Here is a 15,742-nt window from a genome sequence, read left to right on the forward strand (position 1 = left end):
CAATTGAAGGGAATGAGCGATTTGGCCTCTAATACAAGTATCGTGATTCGACTCGAGCTGGCCAAAGCGCCAAGTTCTTTTGCAGAAATTGCTGGAGCAATCGGCCAAGCCGGCGGTGATATTATCGCGGTTGATATGATTCACGCCGGCAAAGAATTCACCACAAGGGATATTACAGTGAATGTGATGGGGGTTCCGGCCAAGGACATTACAGATACGATCCGGACTTTGTCCGGTGTAACGTTGATCAACGTATCCGACCCTACATTTCTCGCTCATCTCGGCGGGAAAATTGAGATGCAGCCCAAACTGCCGATTAAAACACGTGAAGATCTGTCCAAAGTGTATACGCCGGGTGTAGCGAAAGTATGCATGGCGATCCATGAAAATCCGGCCAGTGCGTTCTCGCTTACGATCAAGCGCAATACCGTAGCCGTCATCTCTGATGGAACGGCCGTACTCGGGCTAGGAGATATTGGACCCGAGGCGGCCATGCCGGTCATGGAAGGAAAGGCGATGCTCTTCAAGCAGCTTGCCGGAGTCGATGCATTCCCCTTATGTCTGGCATCTAAGGACACGGAGGAAATCATTCGAACGGTGAAAATGCTGTCTCCGGCCTTCGGCGGCATCAATCTGGAGGATATTTCATCCCCGCGCTGCTTCGAGATTGAGGAGCGTCTGAAGCGCGAGCTCGATATTCCCGTGTTCCACGATGATCAGCATGGTACCGCCGTCGTCGTTCTCGCGGGGATTCTTAACGCGTTGAAGATCGTTGGCAAGTCGACCGCCCAAATCCGCGTAGTCGTTACGGGTATAGGGGCCGCAGGGGTGTCTATTGTCAAAATGCTGTTGGCTGCAGGTGTAAGGGATCTGATCGCGGTGGATCGAGAAGGTGCCTTATGCCGGACCCACACCTATTCGAATTCGATGTGGTCCTGGATCGCAGAGAGAACCAACCCGGAATTGAAACAAGGGCAACTGTCTGAGGTGATCTCAGGTGCTGACGTATTCATCGGCGTTTCCCGGAAAGGGGTGCTGAAGATCGAAGATATTCAGCGGATGGCCAGCGACCCGATTGTATTCGCTATGGCTAACCCTGAGCCGGAGATCGAGCCGGAGTTGGCTGAGCCTTATGTACGGGTCATCGCCACAGGGCGCAGTGATTATCCGAACCAGATCAATAATGTGCTCTGCTTCCCTGGTATATTCCGCGGGGCGTTGGATTGCCGAGCTTCCACGATTAATGAGGAAATGAAGCTGCAAGCAGCTTGGGCGATTGCATCCGTAGTCACTGATCAAGAATTGAACGACCAGTATATCATACCGAGTATATTCAACGATAAAGTCGTTCCAGCTGTTCGTAAAGCGGTCATTCAAGCGGCAATTGATACGAATGTAGCTCGGCGAATACCTCCTGAGTTTCGTAAGGAGAACTAGCACTTATAATATGTACAATCTACATGGATCCCTCGGAATCGCCTATTGGCAGGCTTCCCCTACTTCGGGCAGCTGGTGCTGGATTGTCTGAATCGGACAGAGAATGCGATGACACAAGCTCATGTATTCAAGGCGGCCGAACTATGCTTGATCGCGCAGAAGCAAGCTGTGCAAGTGGAATAGTGAATAGTAGCAAAAAGGATCGCAATGTGGGGTAATCCCCGTTGGCGATCCTTTTTCCATTATGTTTTCATTTTACCCGTTCTCTCTGCACCAGGAATAAGGGAAATACGATTGGATGGATGCCTCACCATAATATTCAAGGATATAATAGCTGCTTGCTTTGGAAAAACAACCTTTCATCCAATTGCTTCGATGTTGATAGGCATCTCTAAAGTTGTCCGCCAACGGGTGAATAGTTCTCATCCGTATTTCCTCTGCAGGGGGATAGGGTGGATCGTACGCGTATTCTTTGTGGAACACAGCATAATCCAGAGCAGGGATATGAAGGTATTCCGCTCCATCGGGTAGTTGCCGGCTTGGTGCTTCTGTGAGACGGATACAAGCATATAGAGCATCTACTTGCTGGGAATACTTAGAGATGGTGAATGCAACGCCCTCCGTTTGTATTCCTTGCTCGCGACACCATGAGATCAGCTCGTCAGATAGGGGATTGAACTCACTTTGATCGGATATTTTTCGAGCGATAATATGCATTTCATCTTTACTTTCCAAGCTACACCAGATCGTAAATGGCACCAAAGTGTCAGGAACTACATGATTCATGACTTCCATCCCAAAACCGCCTGTCCACACATCGATCGCGTTCCCATCCGGATCTCGGACCAAAAACCAAGTATTCATATCTCCCTCATTATCTTCTATAACAGCCTGAGCTTGAACAAGTTGACGCCGCAAAGCTAATATATTGTGACTTACAAATCCAATACTTCGTGGGGAATTGGGGTCCGTGCTTATAAAGATGATTCGACCTGGTGCAATCTGCAAGGTGGCAAAGCTCGGATTGATAGATAATAAACGAAAACCAAACGCTCGGTAATACCACTTAATCGCGTTCTGTAAGTCGCTTACATACAAACTGCCGTAACTCATGTCAACATAGGTCTGGGACAAGAATCCATCTCCTTCTTGAATGAAATAATATTGTTCATCAATCATATTCTATAAAATGACAACATTTTCCTGCTTGGAGATATAATAGTGTTGCTTTCAATCAACAATGAATCGACTGTCTCAAATTCTGTGCTAATGGCACCCGGAGGTCGCGCGGAGGCAGCGGCCACGCAACAAAAAGCGCTGATGCTGCACGTTTCCGTGCAACAACAGCGCTCTGACTACTACTTAACTCAGTTAAAGATTATTCGCTCCATCGCTTCCGCCACTTGGTAATGGAAGGCCCGGTCTGGATGGTTGATGCCGTTGGACAACCGGGCGTTCGGGTCAGCACCGGATTGTCCCAGCTCCAGCCATAGGGCCGACACATCGAGGCAAGGGGTCTCCGTCTCGAATGCCACCTCCAGCATCGCCTGGTGGTACAATTCCCAGGAACCCGCTTGGGCAACACGCAGGAATGCCTCTACATGCCGCTTCTCATTCGGATGAATGTAAGCATTATCCTCGGTCATCATCCCCGCTGGCGTGAGCAGCAGGATGTCTGCGTCTCCGTTGTCCCGCACTAGCCGGATCAATTCAGTCACGGCTTGCTTGAATGGCTCTACACCAGCTGCACCGCCATGCGCATCATTCACGCCGAATCCGATCGTGACCAGATCAGGCTGGAACATGAGCATGTCCCGCTCGGCGCGATTCAAAGACCGAACGGCTGTATCGCCGGCAACGCCGGAGTTGATCAGGTTAACTGGCGCTGCCGGGTAACGTTTGTCGACAAAGCGCTTGAACACGGTTGGGAACGCCGACTCATTATCACAGGTGGCGTGCTCGTACCAGCCCTGTGTCACACTATCGCCGAAGGCGGTATAAATGACTGGCCGTTCTCCGACATTCTCGTTCTTGAGCTGCAGCCGGTGGAGCCATCTGGAGAAAGGGGGTGCAGGAACATCCCCAGGAACAACAGCAGGAACTTGTTCCGTCATTCGGACTCCACCTCTGTATTAGGATCGTGATAATTGCGCGGCCAATTGTGAGCCTTCAAGGCGTCCAACAGCTCAACAGGAAGAGGCTCACCATCGGAAACGCGAATATTCGCTTCGAGCTCCTCGATGTTCTTGATGCCTGGAATGACGCAGCTAACACCTGGGAATGATAGGGTGTACCGCAAGGCAACTTCCGCCAAGGAGGCGTATCGGTCACCGGTCACTTCCCGTACCGTATTCTTCAGAATTTCGACCTTCTCCAGGGTGCGCTTGAACCGCCCCTCCTTGAAATACTTCCGTCGGAAATCATCAGGGGCGAATTGATCGAACGTGTCCGCTGTCCACGAACCGACAAGCGAGCCTTCGTCGAACGGTACGCGGGCTATGAAGCCAACCCCATGCTGCTCACAGACAGGCAGTAATTGGTCGGCTGGCCGTTGCTCGAACAGATTGAATACAACCTGTTCCGATTGGGTCATGCCGGCTTGTGCAATGCCGATGCCTTCATGTGGTTTGTAGTCTCGAATCGAGACGCCAATTGCACGGATCTTGCCCTCGTTCTTCAAGGCGGTTAAGGTATCGTACCACTCCGTATGCTCGACACCGCTCGGGAACCAGCCGTGCAGCTGGTATAGATCGATCGTCTCTACGCCGAGGCGCTTCAGGCTGGCTTCGCAATGCGCCAGCAGATGATCGGCCGGATATCGGCCGTCGAACGTAGGGTCCAACTCGTGAGGGCGCGGCCACACGACAGGCTGAACCTTGGTCGCGATATAGATATGATCGCCCTGCCATTGCTTCAAGGCTCTTCCGATCACTTCCTCGGAATGACCGTTCCCGTACATTTGAGCCGTATCAACGAAATTCACTCCACGCTCGAAGGCGGCGAGCAACGTGCGGATTGATTGATCATCGTTTACTGGCCCCCAACTGCCTCCGATTCCCCATGCGCCGAACCCGATCTCCGACACTTTCCAGCCGGTATTGCCGAATGTCCGGTATCTCATACGTTAGCCTTGGCTAGCAGAGGGAAGAGGCTGCCCTTAATCGGTTGATCCACTTCCAGCCCAAGATCATTCGTAATCGGGTGGGACTTCCCGTTATATGTGATTCCGTCTGGCATGTAAATCGAAGCTAGTACACGACGAGGTCGATCAGTTATATTGGAGTGTGCGTAATGGAACGTCAACCCGTGATGGAACGTGCAACTGCCTTTCTTCATCGGAACTTTGACAGGCTTCTTGCCTTCGAGATCCGTGCCCTTCACATAGTCAAATATGTCCTGGGGATCGGTGAAGTTAATTCCGGTCAGCTTGCCCGCCTTATGGGAACCAGGTACGAACATCATGCAGCCATTGTTCTCGTCTACATCGTCAACCGGCACCCAGATGGAGAGTGCGCCAGGTTCATTCATCGGCCAGTAAGGCATGTCTTGATGCCATGGGGTTGGCTTCGAATCGTTCGGCATCTTCCACAGCGCATGATCGTGGAACAAACGGATACCAGACGCGCCGCTCAGCTCCATAGCCATCTGAGCCAGCCTCCTGTGAGAAGCGTAACGTGCCATGCCGATATGGTCCCGCCATGTATTGACCTTCTGATTCAGTACCTTGAAGTAGGCTCCGCCTTCCTTGTCCGTGCGCATGGCGTTCGCCTCGCTCGTGGTCATCGCTTCTTCCAAGTATTGTGCCAGCTCTTCGGTTTCCTCAGGGGTCAGCACATTATCGATTTGTACGAATCCGTTCGTCTGATAAAAATCTATCTGCTCTTGTGTCAGCAATTTCGTCGTCATTGTCATGAAAGTCATCAACCTTTCGTAATCGGATAACTTCATGTTACATGAAGGGCCAGCTTACTAGCTTGGTTGATATTCCATAAAATGAGGGTGATTTTCGATTACCCAATTACCCGATTCCGCGCGAATGCTTCTCCCGGAACTGCCCGGGGGTCAATTCCGTGCTCTTCTTGAACAGACGGATCAAATAAGAAGGCTGGTACTGCAGTGTTTCGGCGATATCGCCGATCTTCATGTTGGTCGTGAGGAGCAGTTCCTTGCATCTCTCGATGCGCAAGCTGGTCAAATAATCGATGAAGTTGACACCCGTCACTTGCTTGAAGGCGCGGCTCAATTTGAATGGGCTGACGCCGTAGCGATCAGCGTATAGGTCCAGCGAAACATCAATCGACAGTTCCCGGTGAAGCTGCTCCACGACCCGATCAACGGTGCTGCGAGTCTCCGGATCGATCGCCGTGGAAACGGAACGCACGAATGGATCGATGACCGACGACGCAAACCAGCGCGTCATTTCCTCCGGATGGCGGATGGCCATCAATTCCTCGTACAGATGCGCCCCGCCGTACACGCTATCGGGATTAACGCCGGAACGGTACATGGCGTCGTATGCACTCCCGAGCAGCTTCAGCATCCCTTGCTGAATATGCATCTGAGTCCCGGCCTTGCTGCGGATCGCTTCCGCGAACTTCCGCACATCAGCCGCTGCTTCTTCCCCGAGCCCCATGCGCATCGCACCAATAATATCCTTCTCCAGCTCGAGTGGGAATTCGACGTGCTGGCCGAAGTCGGGCATCACGTCTTCCACGTCCAAGATGTCGGCCGCGACGTTCGGATCGTGCAGCCGAAGCGTCTTCGACGTTTCATCGAGCATGCCCGGGAGTTCGAGCACCGATTCAGTCTGCTTGCCGACGGCTACCGCTACATTCACTTTCAGCAGGCCGCTCAATGTGGAGGCGATGTCCGCCGCTATTCGGAGCAGCTCCTCCTTGGCCTGATCGGCAGGAGTTGACGGATCAAGCACGAGCAGAACACCTATGGTTGAATCCTGGAAGTTGATCGCATGAGCATGCTCGAACGCTGTCAGGCACAGCTCCTGCATGATGTTGGAAGCCGCGTAATCGATCAACTGTCCGTCGCGGTCGGAGAACTTCAGGTCAACAGCGCCCCTCCAGTACAGCCCTGCAACTAGAAATGCAAACCGCTTCCCCTCGATATTCCAATCGTACTGATGAAGCTTCTCCACGACTTCCTGCTCGGTGAATGGCATGATCCTGCCCTGTAAAAATTGCAGCAAAAACCCTTCCCGGAGCGAAGGCAGCGATTGCCGCAATCGGTCCTGAACGACTTCGCTCTCGTCGAGATGACGTTTCCATTGCAGCTCGATGAAGGCGATCTCGTTCAGCCGGTCCGCTCCTGTCTCCTTGGCGAAGTGAAATAAGCCGACGAGTCTACGGATCGGATTGTATATTCTTTTCGATGCGAACCATGCAAGCAGCAACGCCAAGGCGAGACCGAAAGCGCTAACGGCGACGATCATCCGCGACATCGCGTTCACCGGAGCCGTAATGGCAGATAGCGGTGTGGCCGACACATATACCCAATCGTTGCCGAGCCGGGATAGCTGGCCGAGGGAGACGGAATAGCTCAACCCGTCCCATTCGTATACAAATGTATCCTTGAACGTGTTCACTGGAAGGACTCGGCGGATAATGGCTTCCTGCAGTCCTTCGTCCGTGGTATCGTCGGCCGTGACGACATGTCCTTCGCGATCCATTAGGAAAGCTGTTCCACCGTCAGAAGTGAGATGCCGTACCAGCTGGTCGAGCGCACCTTGGCGCAAGTAGATCAGGAAAGCGCCGAACGGCCGCTCGCTGCCACCTGCAAACAGCTTCGTAACGACGCCTTTATAGGGAGAATCGCTCGGACTGACATTCGGCAGGGCATCGGTCCAAAAAATGGTGCGTTCCTTGCCGAGCAACCCTCTGAACGATTGCACATCCTCTTCGCTCTGAATCGTCCGGACCCCCCAATGGTCGCTGATCAGCTTATCCGAATTGTCCAAATAAAGCGCCACGTCGAATATGAGCGGGTTACCATCCTTCATAAGCGCAAGCGAGCGGTACAAATCCCTCGTCTTCTGGAACTGCTCCGCGAAGTTCATCCCTTCGAGTGATTCGTCGAACTCGGGATTGAAGGCTAATTGGGCGGAGAACAGCTCCAGATGGGACAAATATTCGTCGACCCGCTGGATCGATTGGTTCAATTGTACCTGATGCGCTTTGTTCAGCTCGCGTACGATCGGTGCGCCGCCGAAATTGTATACGCCGATTCCGATCAACAGCGCCGGAAGGCTGGTTATAACAAGGACGAGCACGAGGCTTTTCCAATAAAACGTCCCTTTACGGTATTCCGTTTTTCCCAATGCGCCGTTCCCCTCTCCGCCGGATGCTGCTTGCAACCGCTTCCTTATTGTTTCATTTTAGCTTATGCCTACCTCTGTTACAATGCTGTGCAAAACAATGCTATCGCCGGAAATCCGCGCCAGATCAACGTTTTCGCCGAACAAAACATTATCATTGCCGGAAATTGGCATGGGCCGATACGATAGGTGCAGCCAGAAGGCAGGGATCTCCCGAACAACCAACCAGGAGACCAACACCAGACAGATAGGGGGATACCGACTATGAATGTCGAGACGAACGCCATTCCCGCACCCGACCGGACGATACGGCCGAAGGCGAGATCCAGGCTCGGCCGTTTGGCCTCCGATATGGCCAGAGACAAATATTTGTACTTGCTGGCGCTGCCCGGCCTCTTGTATTTTCTCGTGTTCAAGTACGTTCCCGTAGGCGGGCTCATTATCGCGTTTCAAAACTATTCACCGTATTTCGGGGTTTGGCAAAGCGAATGGGTAGGGCTCGAGCATTTCCAACGCTTCTTCTCGAACGACGATTTCGTGCTGCTGCTGCGCAACACGTTGATGATCAGCCTATTGAATCTTGTTCTATTCTTTCCGCTGCCGATCATTTTGTCGCTTATGTTGAACGAATTGCGCAGCATGGCGTACAAGCGGTTCGTTCAGACGATCGTGTACATCCCGCATTTTTTATCATGGGTGCTCATTTCGGGGTTGACCTACTTGATGCTGTCGCAGTCGGAAGGGCTGGTCAACAAAATCATCCACGAATTCGGAGGAAACCGGATCGGATTCCTGACCGATCCCGATATATTCTGGGGGCTCCTGACCGCCCAGGTAATGTGGAAGGAAGCGGGCTGGGGAACGATCATCTTCCTGGCCGCGATTGCCGGCGTCGATCCGCAGCTGTATGAAGCAGCCGTCGTCGACGGGGCGGGACGTTTTCGCAAAATGTGGCACATTACGCTTCCGGCCATCCGCAATGTCATCGTCATCTTGTTCATCCTGAGGCTTGGCTCGGTGATGGACGTTGGCTTCGAGCAGGTGTATCTGATGATGAACGGGGCCGTATCCGAGGTGGCCGACGTGTTCGACACGTACGTTTACCGCAACGGGGTCCAGCAGGGCGAATTCAGCTACAGTACCGCCATCGGCCTGTTCAAATCGATCGTGGGTATCGTTCTTGTCGTCGCCGCCAACAAATTAGCCAAACGATTCGGTGATGAAGGCGTCTACTAACCGAACAGCAGGAGGAGAAGCATATGCGCACAAGCCGGGGAGACCGGATATTCGAAGCGGCCAACGTCGCGGCTCTCGCAATCATCAGTCTCGTTTCGTTCTTTCCGATATACTACACATTTATATTGTCATTCACCGATCCGACTGAATATTACCAGAAGCCACTTATTCTGTTTCCGGAAAAGTGGACGCTCGATGCGTACCGCTATCTGTTGTCGACGGATACGTTCATAACGGCAATCGGCAACAGTGCGTTTCTGGCTACAGTCGGTACAGCGCTCAGCCTGGTCGTCAGTTCCGGTCTCGCTTACGCGGTTTCGCGGAAAAGGCTGCGACTGCGCAGATTGATCCTGTTCGCCGTCATGTTCACGATGCTGTTCCAGCCGGGACTCATCCCTTCTTATCTAGTCGTCCGGCAGCTCGGGCTAATCGACAGCATCTGGTCGTTGATCGTGCCGGCCTTGACCGGCGGGTGGTATGTCCTGCTCATGAAAGGATTTTTCGACAGCATACCGGACAGCTTGGAGGAGGCGGCGCGCATCGACGGCGCCAACGAAATAGGCATCTGGTTCCGTATCATATTGCCGCTGTCCCTTCCCGCCCTGGTGGCGTTCGGGCTGTTCTTCGCCGTAGGGTATTGGAACACCTTTTTCAACGCGATCCTATTCATTAACGACCAGCATAAGTGGCCGCTCCAAGTTATTTTGCAAAATATGCTTGTCGATCCGAGTACGTCGAACGCGAATGTGGCCGATTTCCGGGCGAACCGAAAGTTGCCTTCGGAAACACTCAAGATGGCCGCCGTAGTCATCGCCACCGTGCCGATCATGTTGGTGTATCCGTTCTTGCAGAAGCACTTTGCCAAAGGGGCAATGGTCGGTTCTGTTAAAGAATGATCACATAATTCGATTGTGTTGTACAATAATAACGTACAGGAGGTCACCGCAAATGAACAAAAGTATGCGATGGAAAGCTGCAGGTGCCGTCTTAATCAGCGCGTCGCTCGTCGTTTCGGCGTGCGGCACCGCTTCAAATGGTGGTAAAGAAGGCAATGCGAAAGGTACCGAGGCGGACAAGGGCAAAGCGGAAATAACCGAAATCTCGATGAACACGCTCAGCTACGGTACCGAATTCCCGGACGACGGAAATGCGATCGTCAAAGAGTTCGAGAAGCGGACGAACACGAAGCTGAAAATTGATTGGGTGCCCGCGACGACGGCCGAAGACAAGTTCAACGTGCTGTATGCATCCGGAAACCTTCCGGACATAACGTTCGTAGAGGATCTGGACAATCAACAAATCCGCAATATGATCAAGCAGGGCGTATTCTGGGATTTGGGACCGTTTATCAAAGACTACAAAAACTTGTCCAACCCCGCGATTAAAGATATGTGGGAGACTTCCAAGATTGGCGGCAAAAACTACTCGGTGCCGCGCTATTACCCGACGCACGGAGGCGGCGTCTTCCCGATGCTGCGCAAGGATTGGCTCGATAAGCTGAATTTGAAAATGCCGGAGACGATGGACCAGTTTTTCGACACGCTTAAGGCGTTCAAGGACCAGGATCCTGACGGCAACGGCAAGGCTGACACGATTCCGTATTCGGCCAGCGCCCAATATATGGGCTTCGTCTACAACGTCTATAATGATTCGCAGGGTGCTTGGAAGCTGCGGGAGGGTAAGCTGCACCCGATTATTACCGAGGACGCATCGCGGGATGCGCTGCTGTGGCTGAAAAAATCGTACGATGCCGGGTTGTTTCCGCCCGACTTTGCGATCATGAAGTTATCGCAAATCAACGATACGTTACAGGCGGGCAAAGCCGGGGGTGCCGGTTACGCGATGAACAACGCACTCACTCGGACGAAGGAAATCCAGAAGATTGAACCTAAAGCCAACTTGATACCGCTTACTTCACTTGCCGGTCCGAAGGGCAATAAGTTCGTGCCGTCAGGAGCCCCGTTCTATGGGCATTTCTTGATCCCGAAGAAGGTGCCAGAGGCGAAAGTGAAAAAGCTGCTTGCCTTCCTCGACTACGGCTATAGTGCTGAAGGGAACGATCTGGCGAACTTCGGCGTGAAAGGCATCCATTACACCGAGAAGGACGGACTCAAAGTGCCGACGGACCAGTATACGAAAGACAAAGTGGATCAAGGCTTTCAGTACATTTTCCTGAAGCTGAGTGATGAGCAGGTGCTGGGGGATCCGTCCTCGACAACGAAAGACATCTATGCGCGTAACCAAGCGATCTTGAACGACCGCAAAAAAATTGTCGTACCGAACCCAGCGTTCGGGCTAATCTCCGAATCCAACACGAAGCTGATGCCGGACATTAAGAAAAAAGTGGATGACATGCACGTCAAAGTCATTCTCGGGCAGGAAACGATCCAGGCGTACGACGACTTCATCAAGAAGACGAAGGAAGACAGCAACCTGCAAAAAATCGTCAAAGAAATGAATGACGCTTATGCGGAGAAGGCCGCTGGGAAATAACGCGGTGTACGTTCAGAAATAACAAAAGCAGCGGTCCGGAACTTACAACGTTCTGGACCGCTGCTTGCTTTTACAAATACTGCTGCCGAATCAAATAGTCGATGTAATCCTTGGCTAACAGCAAGTCTTCCAAGGCTTCCTTGGCCGTACAAGGGGCGGGGCGTTCACCGCGCACGGCGGCCAGGAAGTTAACGGCCTGATTGCGCATGGCCGATACGTTCGGCATGACGGGCTGGTATGTATGGGCTTCGTCCACGCCATTGTCAGCCATCACCGTTACAACACCTGCCTGTTGACGCACTAATGGAGCTGGGAGATCGATCTTCACATAGCCTTTGTCGAAGGCCACGAGAATACTTTCATGCCATTCTGTTGTGGTGTGATAAGGAGCCATCTCCAGTGTCACCGTCACCCCGCTGTCGCTCTCGCCGATGAGCAGAATGCCCTTGCGGTCACCGAATGTAAGCCTGTACGATTCTCCAAGGAAGAAGCGAATGGCGTTCACTTGATGGATGTAGTAATTCACGAACCAGTTCAACTTGTTCGTCTCGGTCTCCGAATAGCCTACCGGTCCGCCCTCGAACACATAGGAGGGGAACGGTTCATTGACGCTTAGCGGCTTGTCTGCTTGTGCAGTCCAGTCACCTGGCGGCATCGTTACGCGAATGTAGCGCAGGGAGCCGTATTCGCCGCTCGCCTTCCATTGTGCCACCTTCTTGTGGGCATATTCCATCGCTGGGTCGGATCGCTTATGGTAGCCGATCATGTGCAGGACGCCGCGTTCCTCGCCGATCTGGACCATCTCGCGGCCTGCCTCCACGGTGAGGCTAAGCGGCTTCTCGGTCAACACCGGGATGCCTGCGCGGAGAATGTCCGGTACGATTGCAGCGTGATGCCGGTACGGCTGCGGAGCGACGATCGCGTCGACATGCGCTTTGGATAACAGCTCTTTGTGGTTCGCGTATACTTCAGGAACCCCATAACGCTGCGCGACCAGGAGAGCCGTCTCGCGACGAGGCTCTGCGATGGCTACAACCTCACATTGGTCCTTCAGCACCGCATAATTAGATAGATGTGCCATCTGCCCCATCCCGCCAACCCCAACAAATCCGATGCGTAACTTACTCATTCCCCATTCGCCTCCGGTCCCATATTCGTGAATAAATACAACCCATCCTTACCCGGCGCCACAATATCCGGATAGCCATTGCCGGTCAAGTCTTGCACCCAGAAGTAAATACCGGCTCCCGAAGCGGTACCTGCGGGGCCGAAGTCAATGACGTGCTTGTCGAACCGGCCGCCCTCGATCTTGTAGTAATACAAGCCAACCTGATCGTGCGCACCGGGATCGCCATCATTGTGGGCGCGATACCGCTTGCCCGTAATGAGCTCTGGTACTCCGTCGCCATCCAGATCGACGAGCCACAGATCGTGGAATTGCGAGCCGCTGCCGTCGATCTCATGCTTCACCCACGTCCGATGGCCGTCCTCGGCTATTCGCTGCTCATACCAGTGCAGACCGTAATCGTGCGCTTGTCCAACGATGAGGTCAACCAGACCGTCCCCATTCACGTCATAGCCAAGAATCGGGACACTGGCTGAGCCGAGATCGAATTCCGGGTGGAACGTCCACGGAGTCTGGAACGGATCTTCCGGCTGTTCCAACCAGCCGTTCTTCAGCACGATGTCTGTTCGTCCATCGCCATTGAGGTCGACGAAGCCCATCCCATGCCCACTCGCGGCTTCACCGATCGTGATCTTGCGGAATGCTTCCGTTCCCTGGCCGTTCTCATCGCGAAGCAGCTTGTAGAACGCTTGCGGTGCTCCGGGCGTATTCGGGAATATCTCCGGCACTCCACAACCGTCGATATCGAAGAATCGGATCGTCTCGATACTGCCGCATGCATCAATATCGAATGTCTGCCATGTCTCGCCGGTAGTGCCAGGGTTCCGACGCCACCGAAGTGTCTTGCCCCACCAAGCGCCTGTAATAATGTCCAATCTCCCATCTCCGTCCACGTCGAGCGGGAAGTCGCTGAAGTCGTCGTGATACCCGTCGATGGCGTCAACCTCGCATATGCGATGCCGGGTGACGAAATCGGGTCCCTCGTACCAGAATGCACCGCTCACAATATCGAGAATGCCGTCGCCATTCACATCGAATACTGCACACGCCTCGTACTTCTCGTCCGCCAGAAGTCGCTTTTGAAACTGAAGCATCCAGACTCCTCCATTATTCATTATTGTCATCAGAGAAAGCGATGTGTTACGGTTAACCCAGATTTACTGTGATCGAATAGAGTGCTTATTCCTCTACAATGTATAGCTTTTTCCAGTGAGGGACAATGACGGTTCTTGCGAATTCATTATTCATTATTGCGAGGTTATGCCATGAATGAGACAACCGTATTCATCCAGCCACCCGAGATCGGATCGAGCTTTGCCTTCCAGAGAATGGAGACGAATCCGTTCCTATTCCCATTACACAAGCATGACGATCAGAGTGAGATGTTGTTCATTCTACAAGGAGAAGGGGAGTTCGAGATCGATGGCCGACCTTATCACGCAACACCGGGATCGCTGCTCCTCTACCACCGCGGAGTGTGGCATCAGGAGCGATCGACCCGCTATCCGTTCCGGGCGCTGTTCATCAGCTTTCGCGGTATGCAGCTGGAAGGACTCCCTTACAATTACTTTCTGGAGCCTGCACGGGAGCCTGTCCTCCAGCTGAACGAACAGATGCCTACGTTCAAACTCATGATGCAGGACATTATTGCAGAGCACGCAAATACGGCCCCCGAATCCAAATGGATCGCGAGCCACATGTTAAGTATTTTATTCGCGAGATTGGCTCGCACCGTTCATTACAGTCGTGCTGCGCAGAGCATTCGGAAGATTTCCCATGCTGCGATCCCATTTGCGAAGCGTTATATCGAAGAGCATTACCACACTGCGATTACGCTGGAAACGCTGGCCCGGCTAACGTATATGAACGAATATCATTTCGCTCATTTGTTCAAGCAGCAGGTTGGCGTCAGTCCGATTCAGTACTTGATTCGCTGTCGGATCGATGTAGCCAAGCGGTATTTGCAAACCACGGATCTACTGCTGGAGGACATCGCAGAACGTGTCGGCTATCGAAGCGAAACGTCGTTCTATGCGCTGTTCAAGAAAATGACGGGCACCACGCCGAGACAGTATCGGGATAGTTCGTTGTAGCTGGCTCCACGCTTACTTCACGTTTCACGTTCTCCGGCGATATTGCCCAGGCGATATGCCGTACTGTTGCTTGAACAGCTTATTGAAGAAGCTCAGGTCATCGAATCCGACGTCTTGTGAGATCGTCATCATCTTATCCTCGGTATGTTCAATCCGGTGCGCGGCGATGCGGATGCGTATCTCGTTGCGATACTCGATGAAGGTTTTGCCTGTATGCTGCTTGAACTTCAACGTGAACGCTGAAGGACTCATGCCGCACAGTTGACTGACCTGATGCAACGTTAATGGCTGAACGTAATGCTGTTCGATAAATTCACATATACGGACGAGCATATTCGCTTCCGCCCGGAAGGAAGGTGACGGTGCCTGGTGAATGGCGAAACAGCGGCTGAGGAAGACGAACAGCTCGATTAATCGCGTCTTCGTCACGATCCGATAGCCTAACTTCTTGCTCTTGAATTCGGCCACGACGTGGTCGAGCAGCGACTTCATTTCCAACTGCTCGTATATATCGAGCCTGAGGTGCGATTGGAAATGTACGGCACTCCGCAGAAATGGCTCAACGTAGAAGAAGTCGACGAACGGAGTAACCTCGGACAACATCTCCAGCTCGGCTTTCAACAAGCTCGGCACGAACAGAACATTATAGACGAGCAAGGAAGAGCCTTCGCTTACTTGGTAAGCATGTTCAGCACCCGGTTCGATCATGAATACGTCTCCGGCGACAATGCGGAACGATTCCCCCTTGTACGAATGGGTGCCATTGCCTTCAGCCACGTAAGCGAGCTCTATGAATTCGTGAGCGTGCGATGAGATCGGCGCATGCGCCTCGATACGGAATGGACCGGCGAAGAAGGGGAAATCCGGGCTTTCCAGAAAAGTCTCGTTTTTAAGAATATGCAAATGCTGTGCCCCCCTATCAGTTCTTCAGTCCTTGATCCGATTATAGTCGAAAAGTGGAGTCCTGTGCCATCAGGAATACGGGGTTGGGAGAGGGGGGGGGGGCAATAATGGGCAAGTGATGTATAG

At 52.8% G+C, this 15,742-nt stretch carries 13 protein-coding genes and 1 pseudogene; 6 read left to right on the forward strand and 8 right to left on the reverse strand.

Going from position 1 to position 15,742, the window contains the following annotated elements; translation table 11 throughout:
- The first annotated feature begins 12 nt into the window (after window positions 1–12).
- Window positions 13–1,437 (forward strand): NAD-dependent malic enzyme, encoded by a 1,425-nt coding sequence (locus AC1DWB_RS13305; protein ID WP_477541556.1) that lies wholly within the window; start codon window positions 13–15, stop codon window positions 1,435–1,437.
- 51 nt (window positions 1,438–1,488) lie between these two features.
- Window positions 1,489–1,620, forward strand: a pseudogene (locus AC1DWB_RS13310) (Gfo/Idh/MocA family protein); the annotation flags it as partial.
- A 72-nt stretch (window positions 1,621–1,692) separates the two neighbouring features.
- Here the strand turns inward: AC1DWB_RS13310 and AC1DWB_RS13315 are convergent.
- The 5 genes from AC1DWB_RS13315 to AC1DWB_RS13335 all read right to left on the reverse strand — a co-directional run bounded on the left by AC1DWB_RS13315 (window position 1,693) and on the right by AC1DWB_RS13335 (window position 7,768).
- Window positions 1,693–2,616, reverse strand: a complete 924-nt coding sequence (locus AC1DWB_RS13315; RefSeq protein ID WP_477541557.1) for a VOC family protein — start codon at window positions 2,614–2,616, stop codon at window positions 1,693–1,695.
- 188 nt (window positions 2,617–2,804) lie between these two features.
- The gene (locus AC1DWB_RS13320) at window positions 2,805–3,551 is read right to left on the reverse strand and encodes an SGNH/GDSL hydrolase family protein (RefSeq protein WP_477541558.1); all 747 of its coding nucleotides are present in this window, start codon (window positions 3,549–3,551) and stop codon (window positions 2,805–2,807) included.
- Window positions 3,548–4,558 (reverse strand): aldo/keto reductase, encoded by a 1,011-nt coding sequence (locus tag AC1DWB_RS13325; RefSeq protein ID WP_477541559.1) that lies wholly within the window; start codon window positions 4,556–4,558, stop codon window positions 3,548–3,550. The genes AC1DWB_RS13320 and AC1DWB_RS13325 overlap by 4 nt, the downstream gene beginning before the upstream one ends.
- Window positions 4,555–5,349 (reverse strand): phytanoyl-CoA dioxygenase family protein, encoded by a 795-nt coding sequence (locus tag AC1DWB_RS13330; protein ID WP_477541560.1) that lies wholly within the window; start codon window positions 5,347–5,349, stop codon window positions 4,555–4,557. Before AC1DWB_RS13330 ends, AC1DWB_RS13325 begins: the two co-directional genes overlap by 4 nt.
- Before the next feature lie 106 nt (window positions 5,350–5,455).
- Window positions 5,456–7,768 (reverse strand): AraC family transcriptional regulator, encoded by a 2,313-nt coding sequence (locus AC1DWB_RS13335; protein ID WP_477541561.1) that lies wholly within the window; start codon window positions 7,766–7,768, stop codon window positions 5,456–5,458.
- A gap of 261 nt (window positions 7,769–8,029) precedes the next feature.
- Here AC1DWB_RS13335 and AC1DWB_RS13340 point away from each other — a divergent pair, with 261 nt between their 5' ends.
- The 3 genes from AC1DWB_RS13340 to AC1DWB_RS13350 are packed head-to-tail and all read left to right on the forward strand — an operon-like array spanning window position 8,030 to window position 11,494.
- The gene (locus AC1DWB_RS13340; protein ID WP_477541562.1) at window positions 8,030–9,001 is read left to right on the forward strand and encodes an ABC transporter permease; all 972 of its coding nucleotides are present in this window, start codon (window positions 8,030–8,032) and stop codon (window positions 8,999–9,001) included.
- Window positions 9,002–9,024: 23 nt separating this feature from the next.
- Window positions 9,025–9,897: a carbohydrate ABC transporter permease gene (locus AC1DWB_RS13345; protein WP_477541563.1), complete on the forward strand. Its 873-nt coding sequence runs from the start codon at window positions 9,025–9,027 to the stop codon at window positions 9,895–9,897.
- Window positions 9,898–9,949: 52 nt separating this feature from the next.
- Window positions 9,950–11,494 (forward strand): extracellular solute-binding protein, encoded by a 1,545-nt coding sequence (locus AC1DWB_RS13350; RefSeq protein WP_477541564.1) that lies wholly within the window; start codon window positions 9,950–9,952, stop codon window positions 11,492–11,494.
- Between the two features lie 70 nt (window positions 11,495–11,564).
- On the opposite strand, the gene AC1DWB_RS13355 is transcribed toward AC1DWB_RS13350, so the two are convergent.
- Together AC1DWB_RS13355 and AC1DWB_RS13360 are read right to left on the reverse strand one after the other, a co-directional pair.
- Window positions 11,565–12,623: a Gfo/Idh/MocA family protein gene (locus AC1DWB_RS13355; RefSeq protein ID WP_477541565.1), complete on the reverse strand. Its 1,059-nt coding sequence runs from the start codon at window positions 12,621–12,623 to the stop codon at window positions 11,565–11,567.
- Window positions 12,620–13,714, reverse strand: a complete 1,095-nt coding sequence (locus tag AC1DWB_RS13360; RefSeq protein WP_477541566.1) for an FG-GAP repeat domain-containing protein — start codon at window positions 13,712–13,714, stop codon at window positions 12,620–12,622. The genes AC1DWB_RS13355 and AC1DWB_RS13360 overlap by 4 nt, the downstream gene beginning before the upstream one ends.
- A gap of 171 nt (window positions 13,715–13,885) precedes the next feature.
- Between AC1DWB_RS13360 and AC1DWB_RS13365 the strand changes: the two genes are divergently transcribed.
- Window positions 13,886–14,713, forward strand: coding sequence for a helix-turn-helix transcriptional regulator (locus AC1DWB_RS13365; RefSeq protein WP_477541567.1), 828 nt, complete (start codon window positions 13,886–13,888; stop codon window positions 14,711–14,713).
- A gap of 24 nt (window positions 14,714–14,737) precedes the next feature.
- Here the strand turns inward: AC1DWB_RS13365 and AC1DWB_RS13370 are convergent, their stop codons facing one another.
- Complete coding sequence (locus AC1DWB_RS13370) at window positions 14,738–15,616, reverse strand: helix-turn-helix transcriptional regulator (RefSeq protein WP_477541568.1); 879 nt, start codon at window positions 15,614–15,616, stop codon at window positions 14,738–14,740.
- Window positions 15,617–15,742: the final 126 nt, after the last annotated feature.

The sequence above is a fragment of the Paenibacillus sp. P4_E11 genome (genome assembly GCF_056401635.1).

What these genes read in the sequence shown, in the direction of transcription:
- AC1DWB_RS13330 (WP_477541560.1), bottom strand. Translation starts at nt 5,349, where the DNA reads ATGACAATGACGACGAAATTGCTGACACAAGAGCAGATAGATTTTTAT.
- AC1DWB_RS13355 (WP_477541565.1), bottom strand. Translation starts at nt 12,623, where the DNA reads ATGAGTAAGTTACGCATCGGATTTGTTGGGGTTGGCGGGATGGGGCAG.
- AC1DWB_RS13365 (WP_477541567.1), top strand. Translation starts at nt 13,886, where the DNA reads ATGAATGAGACAACCGTATTCATCCAGCCACCCGAGATCGGATCGAGC.
- AC1DWB_RS13340 (WP_477541562.1), top strand. Translation starts at nt 8,030, where the DNA reads ATGAATGTCGAGACGAACGCCATTCCCGCACCCGACCGGACGATACGG.
- AC1DWB_RS13325 (WP_477541559.1), bottom strand. Translation starts at nt 4,558, where the DNA reads ATGAGATACCGGACATTCGGCAATACCGGCTGGAAAGTGTCGGAGATC.
- AC1DWB_RS13315 (WP_477541557.1), bottom strand. Translation starts at nt 2,616, where the DNA reads ATGATTGATGAACAATATTATTTCATTCAAGAAGGAGATGGATTCTTG.
- AC1DWB_RS13305 (WP_477541556.1), top strand. Translation starts at nt 13, where the DNA reads ATGAGCGATTTGGCCTCTAATACAAGTATCGTGATTCGACTCGAGCTG.
- AC1DWB_RS13345 (WP_477541563.1), top strand. Translation starts at nt 9,025, where the DNA reads ATGCGCACAAGCCGGGGAGACCGGATATTCGAAGCGGCCAACGTCGCG.
- AC1DWB_RS13320 (WP_477541558.1), bottom strand. Translation starts at nt 3,551, where the DNA reads ATGACGGAACAAGTTCCTGCTGTTGTTCCTGGGGATGTTCCTGCACCC.
- AC1DWB_RS13350 (WP_477541564.1), top strand. Translation starts at nt 9,950, where the DNA reads ATGAACAAAAGTATGCGATGGAAAGCTGCAGGTGCCGTCTTAATCAGC.
- AC1DWB_RS13360 (WP_477541566.1), bottom strand. Translation starts at nt 13,714, where the DNA reads ATGCTTCAGTTTCAAAAGCGACTTCTGGCGGACGAGAAGTACGAGGCG.